Source organism: Streptomyces sp. NBC_01352 (assembly GCF_036237295.1).
Classification (GTDB): domain Bacteria; phylum Actinomycetota; class Actinomycetes; order Streptomycetales; family Streptomycetaceae; genus Streptomyces; species Streptomyces plumbiresistens.
Genome location: NZ_CP108354.1, coordinates 5,689,653 through 5,708,067, shown reverse-complemented (window position 1 = coordinate 5,708,067; position 18,415 = coordinate 5,689,653). Strand labels below are relative to the sequence as shown.

General features: G+C 70.2%; 23 protein-coding genes and 1 pseudogene. 12 read left to right on the top strand and 12 right to left on the bottom strand.

Going from position 1 to position 18,415, the window contains the following annotated elements; translation table 11 throughout:
- Positions 1–29 precede the first annotated feature (29 nt).
- Positions 30–752: an ANTAR domain-containing protein gene (locus OG252_RS26505; protein WP_329339208.1), complete on the bottom strand. Its 723-nt coding sequence runs from the start codon at positions 750–752 to the stop codon at positions 30–32.
- A 221-nt stretch (positions 753–973) separates the two neighbouring features.
- Here OG252_RS26505 and OG252_RS26500 point away from each other — a divergent pair, with 221 nt between their 5' ends.
- Positions 974–1,336 (top strand): STAS domain-containing protein, encoded by a 363-nt coding sequence (locus OG252_RS26500; RefSeq protein ID WP_266436957.1) that lies wholly within the window; start codon positions 974–976, stop codon positions 1,334–1,336.
- A gap of 44 nt (positions 1,337–1,380) precedes the next feature.
- Complete coding sequence (locus OG252_RS26495; protein ID WP_266436954.1) at positions 1,381–1,857, top strand: PPOX class F420-dependent oxidoreductase; 477 nt, start codon at positions 1,381–1,383, stop codon at positions 1,855–1,857.
- Positions 1,858–1,927: 70 nt separating this feature from the next.
- On the opposite strand, the gene OG252_RS26490 is transcribed toward OG252_RS26495, so the two are convergent.
- From OG252_RS26490 to OG252_RS26455, 8 genes are all read right to left on the bottom strand, one after another.
- Positions 1,928–2,701, bottom strand: a complete 774-nt coding sequence (locus OG252_RS26490; protein ID WP_329339204.1) for a TetR/AcrR family transcriptional regulator — start codon at positions 2,699–2,701, stop codon at positions 1,928–1,930.
- Between the two features lie 122 nt (positions 2,702–2,823).
- Positions 2,824–4,323: an MFS transporter gene (locus OG252_RS26485; RefSeq protein WP_329339202.1), complete on the bottom strand. Its 1,500-nt coding sequence runs from the start codon at positions 4,321–4,323 to the stop codon at positions 2,824–2,826.
- Between the two features lie 113 nt (positions 4,324–4,436).
- Complete coding sequence (locus tag OG252_RS26480) at positions 4,437–6,623, bottom strand: ArnT family glycosyltransferase (protein ID WP_329339200.1); 2,187 nt, start codon at positions 6,621–6,623, stop codon at positions 4,437–4,439.
- Positions 6,620–8,125: a bifunctional glycosyltransferase family 2/GtrA family protein gene (locus OG252_RS26475; RefSeq protein ID WP_329339198.1), complete on the bottom strand. Its 1,506-nt coding sequence runs from the start codon at positions 8,123–8,125 to the stop codon at positions 6,620–6,622. Before OG252_RS26475 ends, OG252_RS26480 begins: the two co-directional genes overlap by 4 nt.
- Before the next feature lie 14 nt (positions 8,126–8,139).
- Positions 8,140–9,744 carry a sensor histidine kinase gene (locus OG252_RS26470; RefSeq protein WP_329339196.1) on the bottom strand — a complete coding sequence of 535 codons (1,605 nt, stop codon included), beginning with the start codon at positions 9,742–9,744 and terminating at the stop codon, positions 8,140–8,142.
- On the bottom strand, positions 9,741–10,481 hold the full coding sequence (locus OG252_RS26465) for a response regulator transcription factor (RefSeq protein ID WP_329339193.1): 741 nt from the start codon (positions 10,479–10,481) through the stop codon (positions 9,741–9,743). The genes OG252_RS26470 and OG252_RS26465 overlap by 4 nt, the downstream gene beginning before the upstream one ends.
- 125 nt (positions 10,482–10,606) lie before the next feature.
- Positions 10,607–11,485, bottom strand: a complete 879-nt coding sequence (locus OG252_RS26460) for a DUF2797 domain-containing protein (RefSeq protein ID WP_329339190.1) — start codon at positions 11,483–11,485, stop codon at positions 10,607–10,609.
- A 48-nt stretch (positions 11,486–11,533) separates the two neighbouring features.
- Positions 11,534–11,929: an HGxxPAAW family protein gene (locus OG252_RS26455; RefSeq protein ID WP_266436938.1), complete on the bottom strand. Its 396-nt coding sequence runs from the start codon at positions 11,927–11,929 to the stop codon at positions 11,534–11,536.
- Between the two features lie 103 nt (positions 11,930–12,032).
- On the opposite strand from OG252_RS26455, the gene OG252_RS26450 reads away from it, so the two are divergent.
- The 4 genes from OG252_RS26450 (at position 12,033) to OG252_RS26435 (ending at position 14,501) form a co-directional block, all read left to right on the top strand.
- Positions 12,033–12,578, top strand: a complete 546-nt coding sequence (locus tag OG252_RS26450) for a MarR family winged helix-turn-helix transcriptional regulator (RefSeq protein ID WP_329339187.1) — start codon at positions 12,033–12,035, stop codon at positions 12,576–12,578.
- A 24-nt stretch (positions 12,579–12,602) separates the two neighbouring features.
- A complete protein-coding gene (locus OG252_RS26445; protein WP_329339185.1) occupies positions 12,603–13,001 on the top strand; it encodes a hypothetical protein in 399 nt (132 codons plus the stop codon).
- A 180-nt stretch (positions 13,002–13,181) separates the two neighbouring features.
- On the top strand, positions 13,182–13,703 hold the full coding sequence (locus OG252_RS26440; RefSeq protein ID WP_329339183.1) for a GtrA family protein: 522 nt from the start codon (positions 13,182–13,184) through the stop codon (positions 13,701–13,703).
- A gap of 78 nt (positions 13,704–13,781) precedes the next feature.
- Positions 13,782–14,501: a hypothetical protein gene (locus OG252_RS26435; RefSeq protein ID WP_266436929.1), complete on the top strand. Its 720-nt coding sequence runs from the start codon at positions 13,782–13,784 to the stop codon at positions 14,499–14,501.
- Between the two features lie 60 nt (positions 14,502–14,561).
- Here OG252_RS26435 and OG252_RS26430 read toward each other — a convergent pair whose 3' ends face one another.
- Together OG252_RS26430 and OG252_RS26425 are read right to left on the bottom strand one after the other, a co-directional pair.
- Positions 14,562–14,918, bottom strand: coding sequence for an SCO4225 family membrane protein (locus OG252_RS26430; RefSeq protein WP_329339180.1), 357 nt, complete (start codon positions 14,916–14,918; stop codon positions 14,562–14,564).
- Between the two features lie 95 nt (positions 14,919–15,013).
- On the bottom strand, positions 15,014–15,271 hold the full coding sequence (locus tag OG252_RS26425) for a GntR family transcriptional regulator (protein WP_266436924.1): 258 nt from the start codon (positions 15,269–15,271) through the stop codon (positions 15,014–15,016).
- Positions 15,272–15,436: 165 nt separating this feature from the next.
- On the opposite strand from OG252_RS26425, the gene OG252_RS26420 reads away from it, so the two are divergent.
- The 4 genes and pseudogenes from OG252_RS26420 to OG252_RS26405 form a co-directional block, all read left to right on the top strand.
- Entirely contained in the window at positions 15,437–15,685 is a 249-nt protein-coding gene (locus OG252_RS26420) for a hypothetical protein (RefSeq protein ID WP_329339177.1), read from the top strand.
- Positions 15,685–15,990 carry a hypothetical protein gene (locus OG252_RS26415; protein WP_329339176.1) on the top strand — a complete coding sequence of 102 codons (306 nt, stop codon included), beginning with the start codon at positions 15,685–15,687 and terminating at the stop codon, positions 15,988–15,990. Before OG252_RS26420 ends, OG252_RS26415 begins: the two co-directional genes overlap by 1 nt.
- 158 nt (positions 15,991–16,148) lie before the next feature.
- On the top strand, positions 16,149–16,322 hold the full coding sequence (locus tag OG252_RS26410) for a hypothetical protein (protein WP_266436915.1): 174 nt from the start codon (positions 16,149–16,151) through the stop codon (positions 16,320–16,322).
- Positions 16,323–16,330: 8 nt separating this feature from the next.
- Positions 16,331–16,405: pseudogene (locus OG252_RS26405) on the top strand (cation transporter); the annotation flags it as partial.
- 8 nt (positions 16,406–16,413) lie between these two features.
- Here the strand turns inward: OG252_RS26405 and OG252_RS26400 are convergent.
- Positions 16,414–16,716 (bottom strand): hypothetical protein, encoded by a 303-nt coding sequence (locus OG252_RS26400; protein ID WP_329339173.1) that lies wholly within the window; start codon positions 16,714–16,716, stop codon positions 16,414–16,416.
- Positions 16,717–16,910: 194 nt separating this feature from the next.
- Between OG252_RS26400 and OG252_RS26395 the strand changes: the two genes are divergently transcribed.
- Positions 16,911–17,126, top strand: a complete 216-nt coding sequence (locus tag OG252_RS26395; protein WP_266436910.1) for a hypothetical protein — start codon at positions 16,911–16,913, stop codon at positions 17,124–17,126.
- 270 nt (positions 17,127–17,396) lie between these two features.
- Entirely contained in the window at positions 17,397–18,182 is a 786-nt protein-coding gene (locus tag OG252_RS26390) for a calcium-binding protein (protein ID WP_329339170.1), read from the top strand.
- Positions 18,183–18,415: the final 233 nt, after the last annotated feature.

The window sequence follows — 18,415 nt, the reverse complement described above, 5'->3', positions numbered from 1 at the left end:
GCCCGTTAACGCCTGGCCGCTCTCGCCGCTCATGTGGTGTTGTGCGCATCGACGATGCGCCGGGCCAGGTCGCGCAGCTTGACGTTCTCCCGCTGCGAGGCCTTGACCAGGGACTCGAAGGCCTCCGCCGCGTCCATGTCCATGCGCTCCATCAGGATCCCGGTGGCCTGTCCGATCAGGTCCCGGGTGCGCATGGCCTCCGTCAGCTGCTCCCGTACGGTCGCGGAGTCCAGGGCGAGACTGACGTGCGCGGTGAACAGGCGGCCGATGCGGACGCCGGCCTCGTCGAAGGCGCGCGGTTTGCGGGCGTACGCCGTGAGCACGGTGAGGCGGCGGCGGTCGGCGCGCAGCCGCAGCGACAGCGCCGAGCGCAGGCCCAGCTCCGACAGGACGGTCCCGGCGTCGTCGGCCTCGCTGTCCTCGACCCGCAGGACGGGCGCGGTCCACAGGCCCTCCCAGTACCGGTCCTGCTCGCGGCCCGGGTGCCCGGACTCGGCCGAGCGCACGACCTCGTCGGTCCAGGCGACCGTGCGGCGCTGCTGGGTGCGCTCCATGACGGAGATGCCCGCGTGCTCGGCGCCGGGCAGGATGTGGACGGCCAGCCGGACCGCGGCACGCATCGTGCTGTGCGGGGTGCTGGTGTCGTGCAGTTGCTGAGCCGCCACCGTCAGGGCTTCCGCCAACTCGAAACCGGCAGGAAAACGGGGCAAATCAGGAAACTCGAACGCAGCCACCACGAACCTCTTCGGCATGCACGACCGATGGCCGTGCGCAGGAGAGCTCCGCAGCACATTCCCGACTGCGAGCACAGGACGGACAGCACTTTATCTGCTCTGTTGCGTCGAGGTGACGCCCGGCTGAAGCCGGGGCGCAGGCACTTTCGGGCGCCCCCGTCCGCGTGATGCAATGGGGGGCGACAGGTCAGGAAGTGGCCTCCCCGGAATCCGGACGGACGTCTGCCAGGTGAGTTGCCGTGACCTTCATCCCGAATCCGTGCGAGCTGCGTGATCTGCGCGATCTGCCCGGCTGCACCGTGATCGCCCTGCCCCCGGAGATCGACCTCTGCAACGCGGAGGGCCTGTACCACCGCATCATGTCCGCCGCGGACGCCCGCGCCGACCGCCTGCGGCTGCTGGTCCTGGACCTCACCGGGACCCACTTCATGGACTCCCAGGGCGTACGACTCGTCGACCAGGTACGCCGCGTCCTCCAGCCCCGGACACGGGTCCGGGTGGTGGCGGCGCCCCACGGGGTGGCCTGCCGCGTCCTGGAGCTGACCGGGGTGCGGCGGGACGTTCCGGTGTACGACAACCTCGCCGAGGCGCTGGAGAGGTGAGCCTGCGTCCCGGGCGCGGCAGCCCGGAGTCCTAGGCTGGGCCCATGGCACCGAACATCGCGACCAACACGGCCGTATCCCTGGACGAGCTGCTGGACTTCGTACGACCCCGGCACCACGCCATCCTGCTCACCCGCCGGTCCGACGGCAGCCCCCAGGGCTCGCCGCTGACCTGCGGCGTCGACGACTCGGGACGGATCGTCGTCTCGACCTACCCCGAGCGCGCCAAGACCCGCAACGCCAAGCGGGATCCCCGGGTCAGCCTCATCGTGCTCAGCGACGACTGGGACGGGGCGTGGGTCCAGATCGACGGCACGGCCGAGGTCATCGACCCGCCCGAGTCCGTCGAGCCGCTCGTGGAGTACTACCGGAACATCGCCGGTGAGCATCCGGACTGGGACGAGTACCGGGCGGCGATGCGGAAGCAGGGCAAGTCGATCATCCGGGTTACGCCGGAGCGGTGGGGGCCGGTTGCCACCGGCGGGTTTCCGGCTCGGCTTGCTTCGGGGGACGGCGCCTAGGAGCTGGGGGGTGCTGTAGTCGGGCGGCTGCGGGTTTGTTGTGGCTTGTCGCGCAGTTCCCCGCGCCCCTTCAGGGCGTTTGGTCATCCGTCCTTTCCACCATCGCCTCGATTCCCGCCACCAGCAGGTCCAGGGCGAACTGGAAGTCCCGTTCCATCATCTCCTGGACCGTGTCGCCGCCTCGGGCCGCCATGATCTCCGTCGACTCCTGGATGACCTCGGTGGCGCCCGGGAACTTCGTGACCTCGTTCACGGCGGACCGGAAGTACTCGTCCGGGGTCATGCCGGTGTCCGTCACGCGGCTGTAGAAGTGGCCCTCGAGCGTGCCGTAGCCGTAGACGAACTGGAAGACGGCGGAGATGGCCCCGGTCAGCCGGTGCACGGGCAGACCGGTCTTGCGGATGACCTGCTGGACGACCAGGGAGAAGGCCAGGTAGTTGGGGCCGATGTTGAGGAAGCGTCCGGCCAGCGGCGACAGCCAGGGGTGGCGGACCAGCATGGCCCGGTACCCCTGGGCCAGCGTGCGCAGTTGGTCGCGCCAGTTCTCGTCGGCCGCCGGATCGGGCAGCTCCAGCTCCCGCATCACCGCGTCCGTGGCAAGTTCGAGGAGGTCGTCCTTGGTGTCGACGTACCAGTAGACGGACATCGCCGTGACGTTCAGCTCGGCGGCCAGCCTCCGCATGGAGAACTTGGCCAGCCCCTCCGCGTCCAGCAGCCGCACGGTGACCTCGGTGATCCGGTCGCGGTCGAGCCCGGAGGGCTGCCCACCGCCCCGCCCGCCGCGACGCGCCCTGTCTTCCAGCCACACGCTGGTCCGCGCCGCCGCCCGGGCCGTCCTCGCCATGGCGCACCTTCCCTGAACTTTCCAATTGCCGCCAGCTTAAGCGCCCCTTTCAGGGGCGCGGGGAACTGCGCGACCAGCCACAACGGACCCGCAGCCGCCCACCTACCCAGCCACCCGAGCTCCTAGGCGGAGTCTGCCCGCTCGGCCCGCCGCAACAACGCGGCCGCGACCACCCCTCCAAGCAACACAGCGACCGCACCGACCAATTGACTGCTCTCCAGCCCGGAGGCAAACGCGTCCGTGATCCGAGCCTTCTCCTCGGCCGACCCCGCCGAGGCAAGCGCGGCCGGCAACGAGGAAGCCGCCACCGGAATCAACGCGGCGAACCTGGAGTTCAGCACAGCCCCGAGCACCGCGACCCCCAGCCCCTGCCCGAACTCCGCCACCGTGCCGTTGATCCCGGCCCCGACCCCGGCCTTCTCCGGCGGTATCGCACTCATGATCGCGTGCGCCATCGCGGGGCTCGCGATCGCGGTCCCCGCACCGATGAGCAGCAACCCCAACAGCGTGCCCGCGTAACCCCCGGAGGAGACCGTGGCGATCGAGACGAGGCCCGCCGCCATCACCGTCATGCCCAGCCCGATCGACACGGGGGTGCCCAGCCTGGTCGACCACTTCGCCGACACACCGGTGAAGTTCAGCGCCACGATCACCAGGGCGAGCGGTGCCGTGCGCAGCCCCGCCTCCAGGGGGCCGTACCCGAGGACGAACTGCATGTGCTGGGTGAGCAGGAAGAGCGACCCGCCCATGCCGAAGGTGATCAGTACCGCGCCGGCGACCGCTCCCGTGAAGCGCCGGTTCCTGAAGAAGTGCATGTCGAGCATGGGGTAGGGGATCCGGCTCTCCCAGTACCCGAAGGCGGCCAGCACCACGACCGCGACGGTCGCCGTCAGCAGCACCCGGCCGGACGTCCAGCCGTGCTCCGGCCCGGAGATGATCGCGAACACGAGCGAGGCCATGCCGATGGTCGACAGCAGGGCGCCCAGCAGGTCGGGACGGTCGCCCTGGGGGTTCTTGGACTCGGGGACGAGTGCCACGACCGCCACCAGGCCCAGCGCCGCGACCGGCAGGTTGATCAGGAAGATCGCTCCCCACCAGAAGTGGTTCAGCATGAAGCCGCCGATGAGCGGTCCGGTCGCGAAGCCCAGCGAGTTCACCGCGGCCCAGATGCCGATCGCCTTCGGCTGTTCCTCGGGCGCGAAGATCTGCATCGCCACGGCGAGGGTGGTGGTCATCAGCAGCGCGCCGCCGACGCCCATGCCGGCCCGCGCCGCGATCAACTGGGCCGTGGAGTCCGCCAGTCCGGCCACCAGCGATCCCACGCCGAACAGGATCAGCCCCGCCACCAGCATCTTCTTGCGGCCGTAGCGGTCGGCGGCGCTGCCCGCGGTGAGCAGCAGGCCGGACTGCACCAGCGAGTACGCGTTGATCATCCACTGGATGTCGGAGGTGGCCGCGCCCAACTCCCGGGTGAGGGAGGGGATCGCGACGTTCAGGACGGTGTTGTCGAGCAGCACGGTGAGCTGTGCGAGGCAGATGACACCGAGGATCAGCCAGCGCTGGGGGTGGCCGCCTGTCTGTTGCGTCTGCGCAGGGGTCTGTTCCTGGGGGGACGTCGTCATGCTGTACACCGTAGAACAGCTCCTATACGGCGTACAACGGGGATAACGGAGGTGCGAGGAAAGGGCGGTGGCCGCAGCCACCGCCCTTCCTCTCCTTTTGTCGATCCCGTCCCTTACGCCTTCTGCGTCAGGTCGTAGAACGTGGCCGAACCGACCGTCACCTTCTTGAAGGTGGCCTCGACCCAGGTGGTGATCTGCGAGGACGTGCCGTCGCTGCTGCCACCCATGCCGCCGCCGGTGCCCGACGAGATGAAGTAGTGGATCTTGCCGTCGGTCACGTACTGCTTGAACTGGGCCAGCGTCGGCGACGGGTCGGTGCCGTTGAAGCCGCCGATCGCCATCACCGGGTCGCCGGTGGAGAGCTGGTAGCTCGCGGCGTTCTGCGCGCCGATGGCCGCCGCGGCCCAGGTGTACTGGTCGGCGTCGGTCTCCAGCAGCTTCTTGGCCTCGTCGGTGACGGTGGCTCCGTTGAGCAGACCGCCCATGCCTCCGCCGCCGCCCGTGCCGCCGTCGCCGGTCCGGCCGCCGCCGGGGACGCCGTTGCCCTGCTGGTTCTGGCCGGGCGTGCCCCCGCCGGGGAAGGTACCGGTGCCGCCGCCGGGCGTGCCGCCCTGCGTGTTCCCGTTGCCGTTCTGCTGGTTCTGGCCACCGCCCGGGAAGCCGCCGCCCATGCCGCCACCGCCGGGACCGCCGCCCCGGCCGCCCATCATGCCGGCGCCCGCCGGACCGGCCGTCGGGATGGAGCCGGTGTGCGCGGAGTTCACCGTGCTCAGCGTGTACGCCGCCGGGCCGGCCAGCGCGGCCACGATGCCCAGGCCCGCCGCGGCGAGCGCCAGCTGCCGGCCGAGCCTGGCCACGAAGACCAGGCCGAGCGCGGCGACCAGGCCGCCGATCAGCACCAGCCACTTCAGCCACGGCAGGTAGTCCGGGGTGCGGTTGAGCAGGACGTAACCCCAGGCGGTGCCGGCCACGACCGCGGCGGCGAGCGTGAGGGACGCCCACATCTCGGACCGCTTCTCCCACAGGGTCGCCGAGCCCATGCCGACGACGGCCGCGATGTAGGGAGCGAGGGCGATCGTGTAGTACTGGTGGAAGATGCCCGCCATGTAGCTGAAGACCACCATGGTGATCAGCAGCGAGCCGCCCCACACCAGGAACGAACTCCGGGTCACCGACGTCCGGTCGAGCTTGCGGGTGGCCACCAGGCCGGCGACGAGCAGGATCAGCGCGGCGGGCAGCAGCCAGGAGATCTGGGCGCCGATCTCGGAGTTGAACATCCGGTCCCAGCCGGTCTCGCCCCACTGTCCGGTGCCGCCCGCGCCACCGCCGCCGCCGACGCTGCCGGTCTCCTCGCCGTTGATGCGGCCGAGGCCGTTGTAGCCGAAGGTCAGTTCAAGGAAGCTGTTGTTCTGCGAGCCGCCGATGTAGGGGCGGGACGAGGCCGGCCACAGCTCGACGATCGCCACCCACCAGCCGCCGGCCACCACCATCGCGCCCGTGGCGAGGGCCAGTTGGCCGAAGCGCTTCTTCAGGTTCACCGGCGCGCAGACCGCGTACACGATCGCCAGCGACGGCAGGATCACGAAGGCCTGCAGGGTCTTGGCGAGGAACGCGAAACCGATCGCGACACCGGCCCACACCAGCCACTTCGTACGGCCGTCCTCCAGGGCCCGCACCACGAAGTAGCAGGCCAGTGCCATCAGCAGCGCCAGCATCGCGTCCGGGTTGTTGAACCGGAACATCAGCGCCGCGACCGGAGTGAGCGCGAGCACGGCGCCGGCGATCAGACCGGCCCCGGGGCCGAACCGGCGGCGCACGGAGGCGTAGACGACCGCGACGGTGCCGACGCCCATGAGGACCTCGGGCGTGAGGATCGTCCAGGAGTTCAGGCCGAAGATCCGGGCCGCGATCTCCATCGGCCACAGGAAGGCCGAGGGCTTGTCGACGGTGATGGCGTTGCTCGCGTCCAGCGAGCCGAAGAACATCGCCTTCCAGGACTTGCTGCCCGCCTGGACGGCCGCCGAGTAGAAGGAGTTGGAGTAGCCGGAGGCGCTCAGGTTGTAGAGGTAGAGCACGGCGGTCGCGAGCAGCAGGCCCAGGAACGAGGGGCGCGCCCAGCGCGGGTCCTCGGGCCGGCCCCGCCACAGTCTGCGGACGAAGGGCTGCTTGGACTCACCGGACTCGGGGGCCGGTGGAGCCGGGGGAGCGACCGGCTCCTGAACGGCCGTGTCGGTACGGGCCGTTGGCGGGCCCCAGGCGGAGGGACCCTCCTGGGTCGGGTGGTCGGTGTGGGTGGTCATCGGGTGTCCCTCGGGTCGGTGTCGGTCGGGCGCACCGGCTGCAGATGCATGGTCGCGTCCCCCCTGGTGCGGTCCGCGGCTTCACCGGCGCGGAACTGGGTGCTGTCGTACGGCGATTGCGGCGCCGTGGCGTACTGGGGCGCGTGCGCCGGCCCCTGGGCCGTCGGGCGCTGGGGCAGCGGCGGGTGCGGCTGCTGGTGGGCTTCGGGTGCCGCGAAGCAGGTCGGCGAGGACGGCGTGTGCGAGGCCACGACCGTCGACTCGCGCTTGTCCGGGAACACCCACGCCCTGAAGAGCAGGAAGCGCAGGACCGTCGCGGCCAGGTTGGCGGCGATGAGGACCGCGAGTTCGGTGGAGTGCGCGGGGTCGGAGGACGCCGCGTCCAGGGCGGCGAGGGAGCCGCTGGTCAGGGCGAGGCCGATGCCGAAGACGACCAGGCCCTGCGCCTGGTGCCGGACGGCTCCGGCGCTGCCCCGCACCCCGAAGGTCAGGCGCCGGTTGGCCGCCGTGTTGGCGACCGCCGAGACCAGCAGCGCGAGCGCGTTGGCGATCTGCGAACCGGAGAACTGGCGGAAGCCGCTGTAGAGCAGCAGGTAGAAGAGGGTCGAGAGACCGCCGACGACACAGAAGCCGACCAGCTGGCGGGCCAGGCCCTTCGGGACGTCCTTGATGTCGCGGTCGCGCGGGTCGTCGCCGAACGGCCGGGTGATCCGGTCCAGCGGCAGCGAACCGGTGGCCAGGGCCTTGCCCACGCGCCACACCCCCTTGAGGTCGTCCGTCGCCGTCTTCACGATGTGGACCGTCGAGTCCGGGTCGTCGACCCAGTCGACGGGCACCTCGTGGATCCGCAGCCCGGCCCGTTCGGCGAGCACGAGCATCTCGGTGTCGAAGAACCAGCCGCTGTCCTCCACCAGGGGCAGCAGCACCTGGGCGACATCGCGGCGGATCGCCTTGAAGCCGCACTGCGCGTCGGAGAAGCGCGCCTGGAGGGAGCCGCGCAGGATGAGGTTGTAGGAGCGGCTGATGAACTCCCGCTTGGCACCGCGCACGACCCGCGAGCTACGGGCCAGCCGGGAGCCGATCGCGAGGTCCGAGTGGCCGGAGATCAGCGGTGCCACCAGCGGCAGCAGCGCGTTGAGGTCGGTGGACAGGTCCACGTCCATGTAGGCGAGGACCGGGGCGTCCGAGGAGGACCAGACGGTCCGCAGGGCCCGGCCCCGGCCCTTCTGCTCCAGCCGGAAGGCCCGCACCTCCGGGATGTCCGCCTCCAGCCGCGCGGACACCTGCGGGGTGGTGTCCGTCGACGCGTTGTCCGCGATGGTGATGCGGAACGCGTACGGGAACGTGCGCTTGAGGTGCTCGTGCAGTCTCAGCACACACGGCTGGAGGTCCTTCTCCTCGTTGTAGACGGGGATCACTACGTCCAGGACAGGCGTACCGGCATCTCCGGCCGGGAGGTGCTCCCGCGCCGGCAGGGTGCCGGGAGAAGAGTCGGTTCGCATGACAACGACTCTGGTCAGGCCCCCTGTTGCACCCATATGGCGGCGCTGTGCTGTGCCTGTGAGTGCGATTGCCAGTTCGTTTCGGGAGCCGGACGGGGCGTCACCGGGCCCAGCGCGGGCAGGTGCACCGTGAAGACCGTGCGGCCGGGAACGCTGTCCACGGTCACCGCGCCGTCGTGCGCGGCGGCGACGGCCTGCACGATCGCCAGGCCCAGTCCGGTGGACCCGGAGGCACGGGAGCGCGAGGAGTCGCCGCGCGCGAACCGTTCGAAGACCCGCGGCAGCAGCTCGGCCGGGATGCCCTGCCCGTCGTCCTCCACGTCCACGCACAGCCACGGCCCGCGCCGCTGCACGCGCGCGGTGACGGTCGTACCGGCCGGGGTGTGCTTGCTGGCGTTGGCCAGCAGATTGACGAGCACCTGCTGCAGGCGCGCCGCGTCCGCCGACACGAGCGCCGGTTCGTCGGGCAGGTCGAGCCGCCAGGTGTGGTCCGGTCCGGCCGCGCGTGCGTCGCTGATGGTGTCCACGACGAGCGGTACGAGGTCCGTCTGCTCGAACTGGAGCGGCCGCCCGGCGTCGAGGCGCGCGAGCAGCAGCAGGTCCTCGACGAGGAAGGTCATCCGGCCGGCCTCGGACTCGATCCGTCCGAGGGCGTGCCGGGTGTCCGGCCCGACCTCTTCCCTGCCGCGTCTGGTGAGCTCGGCGTACCCCCGGATGGAGGCCAGGGGCGTCCTGAGCTCATGGCTGGCGTCCGCCACGAACTGCCGTACCCGCATCTCGCTCTGCTGCCGCGCGTGCAGGGCCCCGTGGACGTGGTTCAGCATCCGGTTCAGTGCCGCGCCGACCTGCCCGACCTCGGTGTGCGGGTCGGTCTCCGATTCGGGCACCCGCTCGCTGAGGTTCACCTCGCCGGTGTGGAGCGGGAGTTCGGAGACCCGGGTGGCGGTGGCGGCGACCTTGCGGAGGGGGCGGGTGGCGACACCGACGAGGACGTAGCCGGCGATGGCGGCGGCTACGAGTCCGGCGGCGGTGACGCTCAGTTCGACGAGGATCAGGGTGCTGATGGTGCTGTCGGTCTCGGCGGTGGGGAGGGCGACGTAGTAGGTGCCGTTGGGGCCCTCCGCGTACTTGACGCGGTAGTCGCCGAGCCCGGGGATCTCCACCGTGTGTGCGCTGTCGTCCTTCGGGACGGAGTCGAACACCTTCAGCTGTGCCGCGCTGAGCGCCACGGCGGCCATCTGCTGGAAGTCGTCCTTCTTGCCGACCCTGCCTTCGGTGACGGAGCCGTTCTCGATCTCCACCGCGATGGTGCCGCTCGGCTGCGGACCGTTCTCGACGAGCTGGTCGAGGCTCTTCTTGGGCGGCGGCTGCGCGTTCGGGGCGTCGCCGTCCTTGGCTCCGGACGGCTTGAAGTCACCCGACGCCCGCGTCGCGTTCTCGCGCACCTGCCCGTCGAGCTGCTCGTACAGATGCGACCGCAGCGCCAGTGTCGTCACGGTGCCGATCACCGCGCAGACCACGGCGATCAACACCACCGACGCGACGACGAGCCGGCTCCGCAGGGTGCGCGGCTTGCCCGCTCGCTTCTTCTGCGCCCGCGGCCGTCGTCGCCCGCTCATGACGCGGCGGGCTTGATCAGATAACCGGCCCCACGCCGGGTGTGGATCATCGGTTCGCGACCGGCGTCGATCTTCCGCCGCAGGTAGGAGATGTACAGCTCGACCACATTGGCCTGGCCGCCGAAGTCGTACGACCACACCCGGTCGAGGATCTGCGCCTTGCTCAGCACCCGGCGCGGGTTGCGCATGAGGAAGCGCAGCAGCTCGAACTCGGTCGCGGTGAGGTGGATGCCCTGGCCGGCCCGGTACACCTCGTGGCTGTCCTCGTCGAGGGTGAGGTCACCGACGACCAGCACGGAGTCGGACCGCCGGTCGGCCGCACCGGACCGCCGGATGAGCCCCCGCAGCCGCGCCACGACCTCTTCGAGGCTGAACGGCTTGGTGACGTAGTCGTCGCCACCGGCGGTGAGCCCGGCGATACGGTCCTCGACCGCGTCCTTCGCGGTCAGGAAGAGAACCGGCACCTCGGGCAGCTCACGCCGCAGCCGCCCCAGCACGGTCAGCCCGTCCATGTCGGGAAGCATCATGTCCAGGACGACGGCGTCGGGCCGGAACTCACGGGCGGTCTGGATCGCGCCCGTGCCGTCACCGGCACTCCGGATCTGCCATCCCTCATAGCGAAGGGCCATGGACAGCAGCTCGGTGATCGACAGCTCGTCGTCCACCACAAGCACTCGGACGGGGCTCCCGTCCGGCCTCAGCAGTTCGGTGCGCCCCTGGGGCGAGGTCGTGGTCATGCTGGACACGATGTCGGGGGCCTCTGAGAGCACGCTTTCGGGAACCTGTGATTTTCCTGAGAAACGCACAGGAGGCTCTCAGGGAAACCCTGGGCGACCCACCGACGCACCGACGCACCGACGCATCAGAACAGCCCGGACTGCACGCCCGGCGGCGCCGCCTTGAACTGGCGCACCGGAACGGTGACGTCCTCGCTCCCGGCGGGCACCAGCTCCCACCCCGTCATCAACCTCGTGTCGAGTACGACCGTGTCCCCGCCCCCGGTCACCAGATGCAGGTCGGGCCCTGCGGCCGCCACCAGCCGCCCGCTCACCGCGCCGCCCGCGACGAGCTCGCCCACCGCCCCGACCGCGGTCGGCAGCTCCGCGAGCCCGAACACCCGGACGTGGTCGACCGTTTGGAGGGGCGCCGGGGTGAGCGACTCCGGCCACCCACCGAGCGCCACGGCCCGCGCGTGCAACTCCGCGATCTCGGCGGCCCGCTCGGCTTCCGTCCCCGGCAACGCGGCCCGTACGACGCGCTTCTCGGCGTACGGAATCCGGTCGGGCACCCCGAGCGCGGCGCGCAGCAGTTCCTCGGTGCGGCGCGCGGCCATGAGCGGCCCGACGCCCAGCCAGCTGAAGCAGACGGCACCCTGCTCAAGCAGCCGCGCCGAGCCCCGCTCTTCGGCGGTGATCCCGACCTTGAGCATGCCGGGCCCGAACCAGGCCAGGTATACGCGGTACGGCCGCGGGTCGTCCGCGATGGTGTCGGCGGCCACGGAGTGCGCCCGGTCCAGCCGCGCGCACTCCTCGCACCGCGCCCCCGTACTCCGCGCCGGCACGGCCGCCCGCACCGGACACGCATGACCCCGCGCTCCCACACATGTCCGCACGCCCCCCTCCGCGACCCCGAAGGCCACCCGCTTTCCCCAGGTCAGCGCGCTGCGCCGACCCCCGTCCCACACCAGCTCGGGCCCGCCCGCCGACCAGCGCAGCCCCGCGCACTTCCATGCCTGTGCCATCTCTGCCGAGAGTAGAGGGCGGCACTGACAATCACGGTGGGGAGCGGCTCAGCCACCGAGGTTGGCGGTAGCGGGCTCGGGCTCCCCGCCCACCGGTGCCGCCACCGCCACCACGACCGGGGGATCCGCCGCGGCCGTACGCCGCACTCCCCGCCCCGCCATCCGGCACCCGACGCACCCCGGGTGCCCGCCGCGCGCCGACAGGTCCCGCACCCGCATCCCCCACTCCGCCCTGGGCCGCCGCCCCGGCGGCTTGCCCCAGCCGGTGAGGTGAAGGGCCCAGGTGCCGAGGAGACTCACGACCACGATCGCGAGTCCGCCGACCAGGAGCGGGGCGGACACCAGACACACTCCCGTCCCCACGACCGCGGTACCGATGCTCGCGACACCGAATCCGCCCCATCCCGCGACCGTATGGCCGTGGTCATACTGATGTGCGCTCACGTCCCCGCCTCCCAGAGCCCAAAGCCAGATCTCTCACCACGTGAGAAGTTTACTGCCTAAATCTCTCACGTACTAAGAGAATAAGGAAGTAGGAAGTACCCGCATGCAAGCCAAGCCGCGCCCCGCCGCGACCCCGGCCCAGGCGCTGTCGGCGATGGACTCCCTCGTCGCCGCCCACCTGCTCGGCCAGCAGGAGATGGCCCAGCGGCTGGGCCTGAACGTCACCGACCTCCTCTGTTTCGCCTGCGTCCTCAAGGCCGGTGAGGACCTGCTCACGGCCGGCGACCTCGCGGAGCACGCCCACGTCACCACGGGCGCGGTGACCGGCATCCTCAACCGCCTGGTCCGCGCCGGCTTCGTCACCCGCGTCGCCGACCCGAGCGACCGCCGCCGCGTCCGCGTCGCCGCCGTCCCGTCCGCGGTCGCCCGCGTCCACGCCCTCTACGAGCCCTACTACGCCCGCCTCAACGCCCTCTTCGCCGACTACTCCGCCGACGAGATCGCCGTACTCACCGACTGGTTCACCCGCACGACCACTCTCGCGCACGGCTACATCGAGGAGATGCGGGTGCAGGACGCGGGCGGCCCGGACGAGGGCGAGGAGAGAGGCGAGAGCAAGGGCAAGGCCGACCGGGATCCTCGCCCCTAACAGCCCGCCTGCCAAAATGCGCCGGTGCTACTGAATCCCGAGAACACCCTGTTCGTACGAGGAACAACTCCCGTACTGCTGCTGGCCGAAGCCCCTGTCCACGACGTCCTGCCGGCCCTGATCGCGCCGGACGGTGCGATACCCGTGTGCGATGGCTGGGGCATCGTCCCGAAGCTCACCATGTGCGTGGTGGACGGGCCGGGGGAGCACGGGCTGATCGTCCCCGCCATGGCCGCGCCGGTGCTGGACGGTGGCGCGGTGAGCGACGACGACCCCGAGGCCGCGTCCGCCTGGTGCGCCGACGCCGAGCAGGCGGGCGGTGCGGTCGTCCTGTCCCTCGACCGGCTGCCCGAAGTGCTCGACTGGTCCCACCTGTTGAGCTCGGGCACGGCGCACGGCGGCTTCGTACCGCTCCAGTCCTGACGACCCGATCTCGCCCCCAACCCCCGGGCGGCCACCCCGTCATGGTGGAGCCAGCACCACCTTCGGTTCGGTAGGGCACACCATCGTTCCGGGCGGCCCGCGACGGCATCGTTGACCTCGGTCGATCCAAGTGATCGGCCAGGCCAGAGAGTTCGAGCCCGCCGCCCGGAAGGAAACGTCATGGAGTCGCCGTCGCCGTCCTCCACCGCGAAGCCACAGGCGGCGCCGGGCCCCCTCGCCTCCTTCGTCCGCTTCGTGGTGTGCGGCGGCGGCATCGGAGTCCTCTCCAGCTTCGCCGTACCCCTGGTGGCCCTGACGATGCCCTGGGCGGTGGCCAACGCGGTGATCACCGTCGCCTCCACCCTCCTCTGCACCGAACTGCACGCCCTGTTCACCTTCGGCACCGGCCGGCGCCCCGGCTGGCGCCGGCACCTGCAGTCGGCCGGCTCGGCGACCGCCGCGTACGTCGTGACCAGCGCCGCGGTGCTGGTCCTGCACGCGCTGCAGTCCTCGCCGAGCATGCTCTGGCAGCAGGCGGTCTACCTCTCAGCGTCCGGCCTCGCCGGCATCGGCCGCTTCCTGGTCCTGCGCCTGTTCGTCTTCGCGGGCGGCGGGAGTCGCACGGACCGAACAACGGCACCGAAGCGAGCCACGAGCGACTGGAATCCTCCGTTTGTGAGGGCTGAGGCTTTTGCCGGATGACGGATCATTGGCCGGATAGCGTGCCCATGCCACTGTTCACGCGAAAGTGCACCATGTGCACGAGGGGGACTCCTTCACATGCGGAATACGCGGATCGCACGCAGTACGAGGAACGTACGGACCAAGCGAAGAGCACTCTCGCGACTGACCATCGCGCTGCTCGCCGCAACCGGCCTCGCCCTGTCCGGCCCGGGCACCGCCCAGGCCACCACCACGACCGACATCCCGGCACCCACCGCCGGCGGCGTCTCGGCCACGGTGAAGTTCTACGACACGGTCGTCCCGCAGCCCTACAACCCCGACCCCACCGCCTACTTCGGCGACCGCAAGTGCCTGAACACCTACCACGACTACGACGCGACACCCGGCTGCGGCGGCTTCAAGCTGGGCGTCACCCTCCACAACGTCCGCAACCAGCCGGGCTACCTCGCGGACCTCGGCAGCACCGACTACTGGTTCAAGGCGTACGCCGACACCGCCCGCACCTTCGGCTGCCTGCGCCCGGACGGCACGTTCGACCACGGCACCAGCTTCGTGGTCCGCACCCAGCAGCAGGAGTTGCTGCGGACCTACTACTACGCCGAGGCCAACTGGGTCCTCTACGAACACCGCCAGTACCCCACCCGCGACGCCGGCCCCCACTTCTACATGAACTTCCCGGCCGAGACCGTCGACTGCCCCGAGGGCATGACCCCGACCCAGTACGGACTCAAGGTCACCAACGTCAAGATCACGATCGCCGACGACAACGTCTTCGGCCACTCGACGTGGAGCGCGGCGGGGCCGTACTACGGATAACCCGTACTCCGGGTCGAGCTCATCAGGTCGGCGGGATCGATCTCCCCGCGCCGAACCGTCTCAGCCGCCGTGCGGACGCGGAACCCGTCGCCGCTGCCGCCCGCGCAGGGAGTCCAGGACCGCCCCGAAGGCGAGCGACTGGGCCAACGCGGAGACGACGATCCCGCCGACGAAGAACCACGCAGGGGCCGCGCCCCCGAACACCGCCTCACCGAGGCCCGCGACGACCCCGAACACGGGGAAGGTGAACAACGCGGGCCACACCCAGATCATCGAGCCGTCCGAGTTCTCCCCCAACAACGGCTCGACCGCGGCGATCACCATGGAGGCCGCGACCAGCCCGAGGTAGACCGCCGAAGCGGGGTTGGCGAACATCAGACGGACGAGCCTGCGTGAGCGTGCAGAGCGAGCGTTCATCGGTTTCTCCCCCGGTTGGTCGTCGTATGCGTCCATGGTGGATCGACCGGGCGTACGGGTCGTGAGTACCCGTACTCAGCTCTGCGACTCAGTTCTCAGCCTTCGGCGGGCGGGGTTTCGGGGCGCTCGGCGACGAAGGACCCGAGTCCCACCTCAGCTCGGACGAGCCCCTCCGATTTGAGGTGGGCCAGCGCCTTCTGCGCGGTGGAGGCCGCGATGCCGAACTCCGCGGACAACTCGACGACGGACGGCACCCGAGCACCCACCGGGTACTCGCCGGACGCGATGCGGTCGGCGATGGCAGCGGCGACCTGCCGCCAGACGGGCCGGGTGCGGTCAAGGTCGGGACTCATGCGGTGGACGCTAAAACTCTGCGGTAGACCGCGCGACCGCAGTAGACTTCGGTAGACCGCGACTGGAACGCCACTCCGCGGCCGAGGAAGGGCCATGGAAACCCCCGCGACGGGTGGAGCCGTCCGGGGGCGTGGCCACCAGCTACACCTACCGGAGCTGATGACGTGACCGACCTTATCCACCACCTCGCCACGTGGGTGGCCCTGCTGCTGAAGCCACGCAGCTCACCACCCCCGCCCCCTCACCCCACGCGCGTCCTCCCCGTACGACCGGCCGCCGCACCCCTCCCCGCTCCCCGGAGCCCGTACGGCCTCGACACCCCCCTCGACGCCACCGCGACCCGCTCCGTACGCCCGTACCTCACCGCCCACGAGCAGGGCCCGTACCGGATCCACGGGTTGGAGGTCGCCTGATGGAACCGCAGCCGCAGCCGCAGCCGCCGCGCGAACCCCGCCTCCTCCCTTGGACCGGCGCGGAGGGCAAACCCTGCTACCTGCTCACCGATGACCACCGCACCGGCCCGATCTCCCGCCTGGCCGACGCCACGGAGTCGATCCAACTCGGCATGGGCACCGAACTCCTCGCCCACGCCCATGACTTGCTCCCGAACACACCACCCGGCGAACTCCGCTACCTGGCGGAACGCCTGACGGAGGCCCTCCGGGACGCCCTCCGCGTGGCGGAAAGCCGAGGAAGACGCTTGAGCCACCTGAACTGAGACGGACGCCAAACCCCAGCCGCCCCGGGGGAAGAGCAGACCCCCGGGGTGTAGCTACCTGCCCTCTCGGTCCGGTAGGTCACTCCATGGTTCGGGAAGGCGGCTGACGGCATTGTTGAACCCAACGAAACGCAGCCGCCACCGGGAAGGAACCTCCCATGGACTACCCGACCGAGACCCGCCACGAGAGCGACCTCGCCCCGCTCCTCACCGTCTGGGACGAGGCACACCCCACCGTCGCCGACCCCGAGTGGCGACACCTGCTGGACGAACTCGCCCACCCCCACACCACCCAGGCGTTCCACCGCCTGGCAGCGACCGCGGCCCAGTAGTCCGCCTGCTCGCCGCCCTGGTCATCGCCGCGATCGCCGCAAAGGAAGGCCGCGACGCCTGGCAGGGCAAGGGCTGCTGCTGAACGGACCGTCAGGCGGCGCCGCTCACGCCCGGAGCCACGAAGCGCCGGTGCAGCGGGAAGAACTCTGGCTCGGGGTCGCTCTCCACCCCCAGTTCGCCCTTGAGTACGGGCTCGATCCTGGTGGCGATGAACCGGCCGAAGTGCTCCTCCGACTCCCAGATGTCGAGCACGTGGAACCCGTCGGCGGCGAACCACGCCACGTGCATCAGGCACCCGTCCGGGGGCTCCTCCTCCCACCGCGCCTTCTTGCGCACCGTGTCGTACAACTCGGGCGTGATCTCGGGCCAGCCAAAGGTCATCACGACTGCCATGAAGGTGCCTCTCCATCGTCTCGACGCGGCGCGATCCGCGCGGCTCCGCACGACGACGCTAAGCAGGCCGGATCTGACAGGCACCTCGGAACGGGCATTCGTGGGGGACCGTCCTCAGCCAGACCAGATCTGACCAGCACACAACCAGCGCATCACACCATGCGCCCCTCCCGGCTCAGCGTCAGGCTGATGCCATGGCCGACGCAAAGCCCATCGCGATCTACCCGCCCGGCGCGGACGGCGGCCGACGCGTCCGCGTCGACGGCCGATTCGTGGGGATGGCTTACGGGCTGCTGGACATCATCGAGTTCCTCCGCCTCGCGGGCCTGGAGGACGCCGACGACGACTGGGTGCGGCAGTCCGGCCTGATCGAGTGGCGCGAGGGCGGCCCGGACGTCTGGGAGCACTGAACGCGGCGGTGAGCCCATGTACCAATCGTCGTCGTTGACGGCGCTCGCTCACGATGTCCAGTTCGGCATCGGCCGGCGGAGAGCGACGCAGGGTATCCCGCGTCCAGCGCCGGGCCCAGCTGACTCAGTCACTGACCGCGGTGCCGTCCGGTCCCGAGCTTCTGACCTTCGCTGCTGTAGTGGGTGAGGCGTTGAAAGAAACCCGTGGTTAACCGTTGGCCAACGCCGTACGCTCCCTCTGATCAATCACAGAATCCGTGGGGGATATTTATGCGCACCACCATGCGCCTTGCCCTGCTCGGCACCAGCGTCGCGCTGGTCGCCACCGCAATCGGTGCCACCACCGCCCAGGCGGCAGACGGCGGCTCGGGCAACATCACGATCGACAAGGTCGTCGTCAACGGCGGCAAGCCGGTCGTGGTCGGTACCACCAACGTGGTGTCCGCCAAGGTCTCCGTGACCGCCTCGGACGATTCGGGCATCGCCCAGACCACGTACATCAGCGCCTACGGTCCGAATCCGAACTACGCGCAGATCTGGTACGACGACGGCGAGATCACGTGCGTCGAGGCGAGCGCCACCACGTCGACCTGCACGGGCACGCTGACCTTCGACCCGCAGGCGTCGACCGGCTTCGTCGGCAACAGCGCGGCGTCCACCTGGAACCTCGCCACGCTGGTCTCCGCCAACGACTACAACTACATCCACCGGGACGCGGCCACCACATTCAAGGTGCAGCGCTACTCGAGGCTGACGGTCAACGCCTCGCCGGAGCCGGTGAAGAAGGGCAAGACCATCACGGTCACTGGCAAGCTCTCCCGGGCCAACTGGGAGGACAACAAGTACCACGGCTACGCGAACCAGTCGGTGAAGCTGCAGTTCCGCAAGAAGGGCAGCAACACCTACACAACGGTGAAGACGATCAAGTCCGACGCCACGGGCAACCTCAGGACGACTGTCACCGCCTCCACCGACGGCTACTTCCGCTACAGCTTCGCGGGCACGACGACGACTTCGGCGGTCAACGCGACCGGCGACTTCATGGACGTCCGATAGCCACGTACCGGGAGCGTTGCCTGGTCGAGCGTCAGCGGGTGTCCAGTGGGGGCGCCGTCCTTACCGGGACGGCGCCCCCACTGGTATGACGGTCATCCTTTGAACCTGTGGCCTCATCCTTATGAGGTCGATCATCGGTTGACGCGGTTGCTGTACTTCGCTGCTGTACGCCCTTGAAAGGCAAGAGGCCCCGGATCTCTCCGGGGCCTCTCACCTGTGTGCACTCGGCAGGA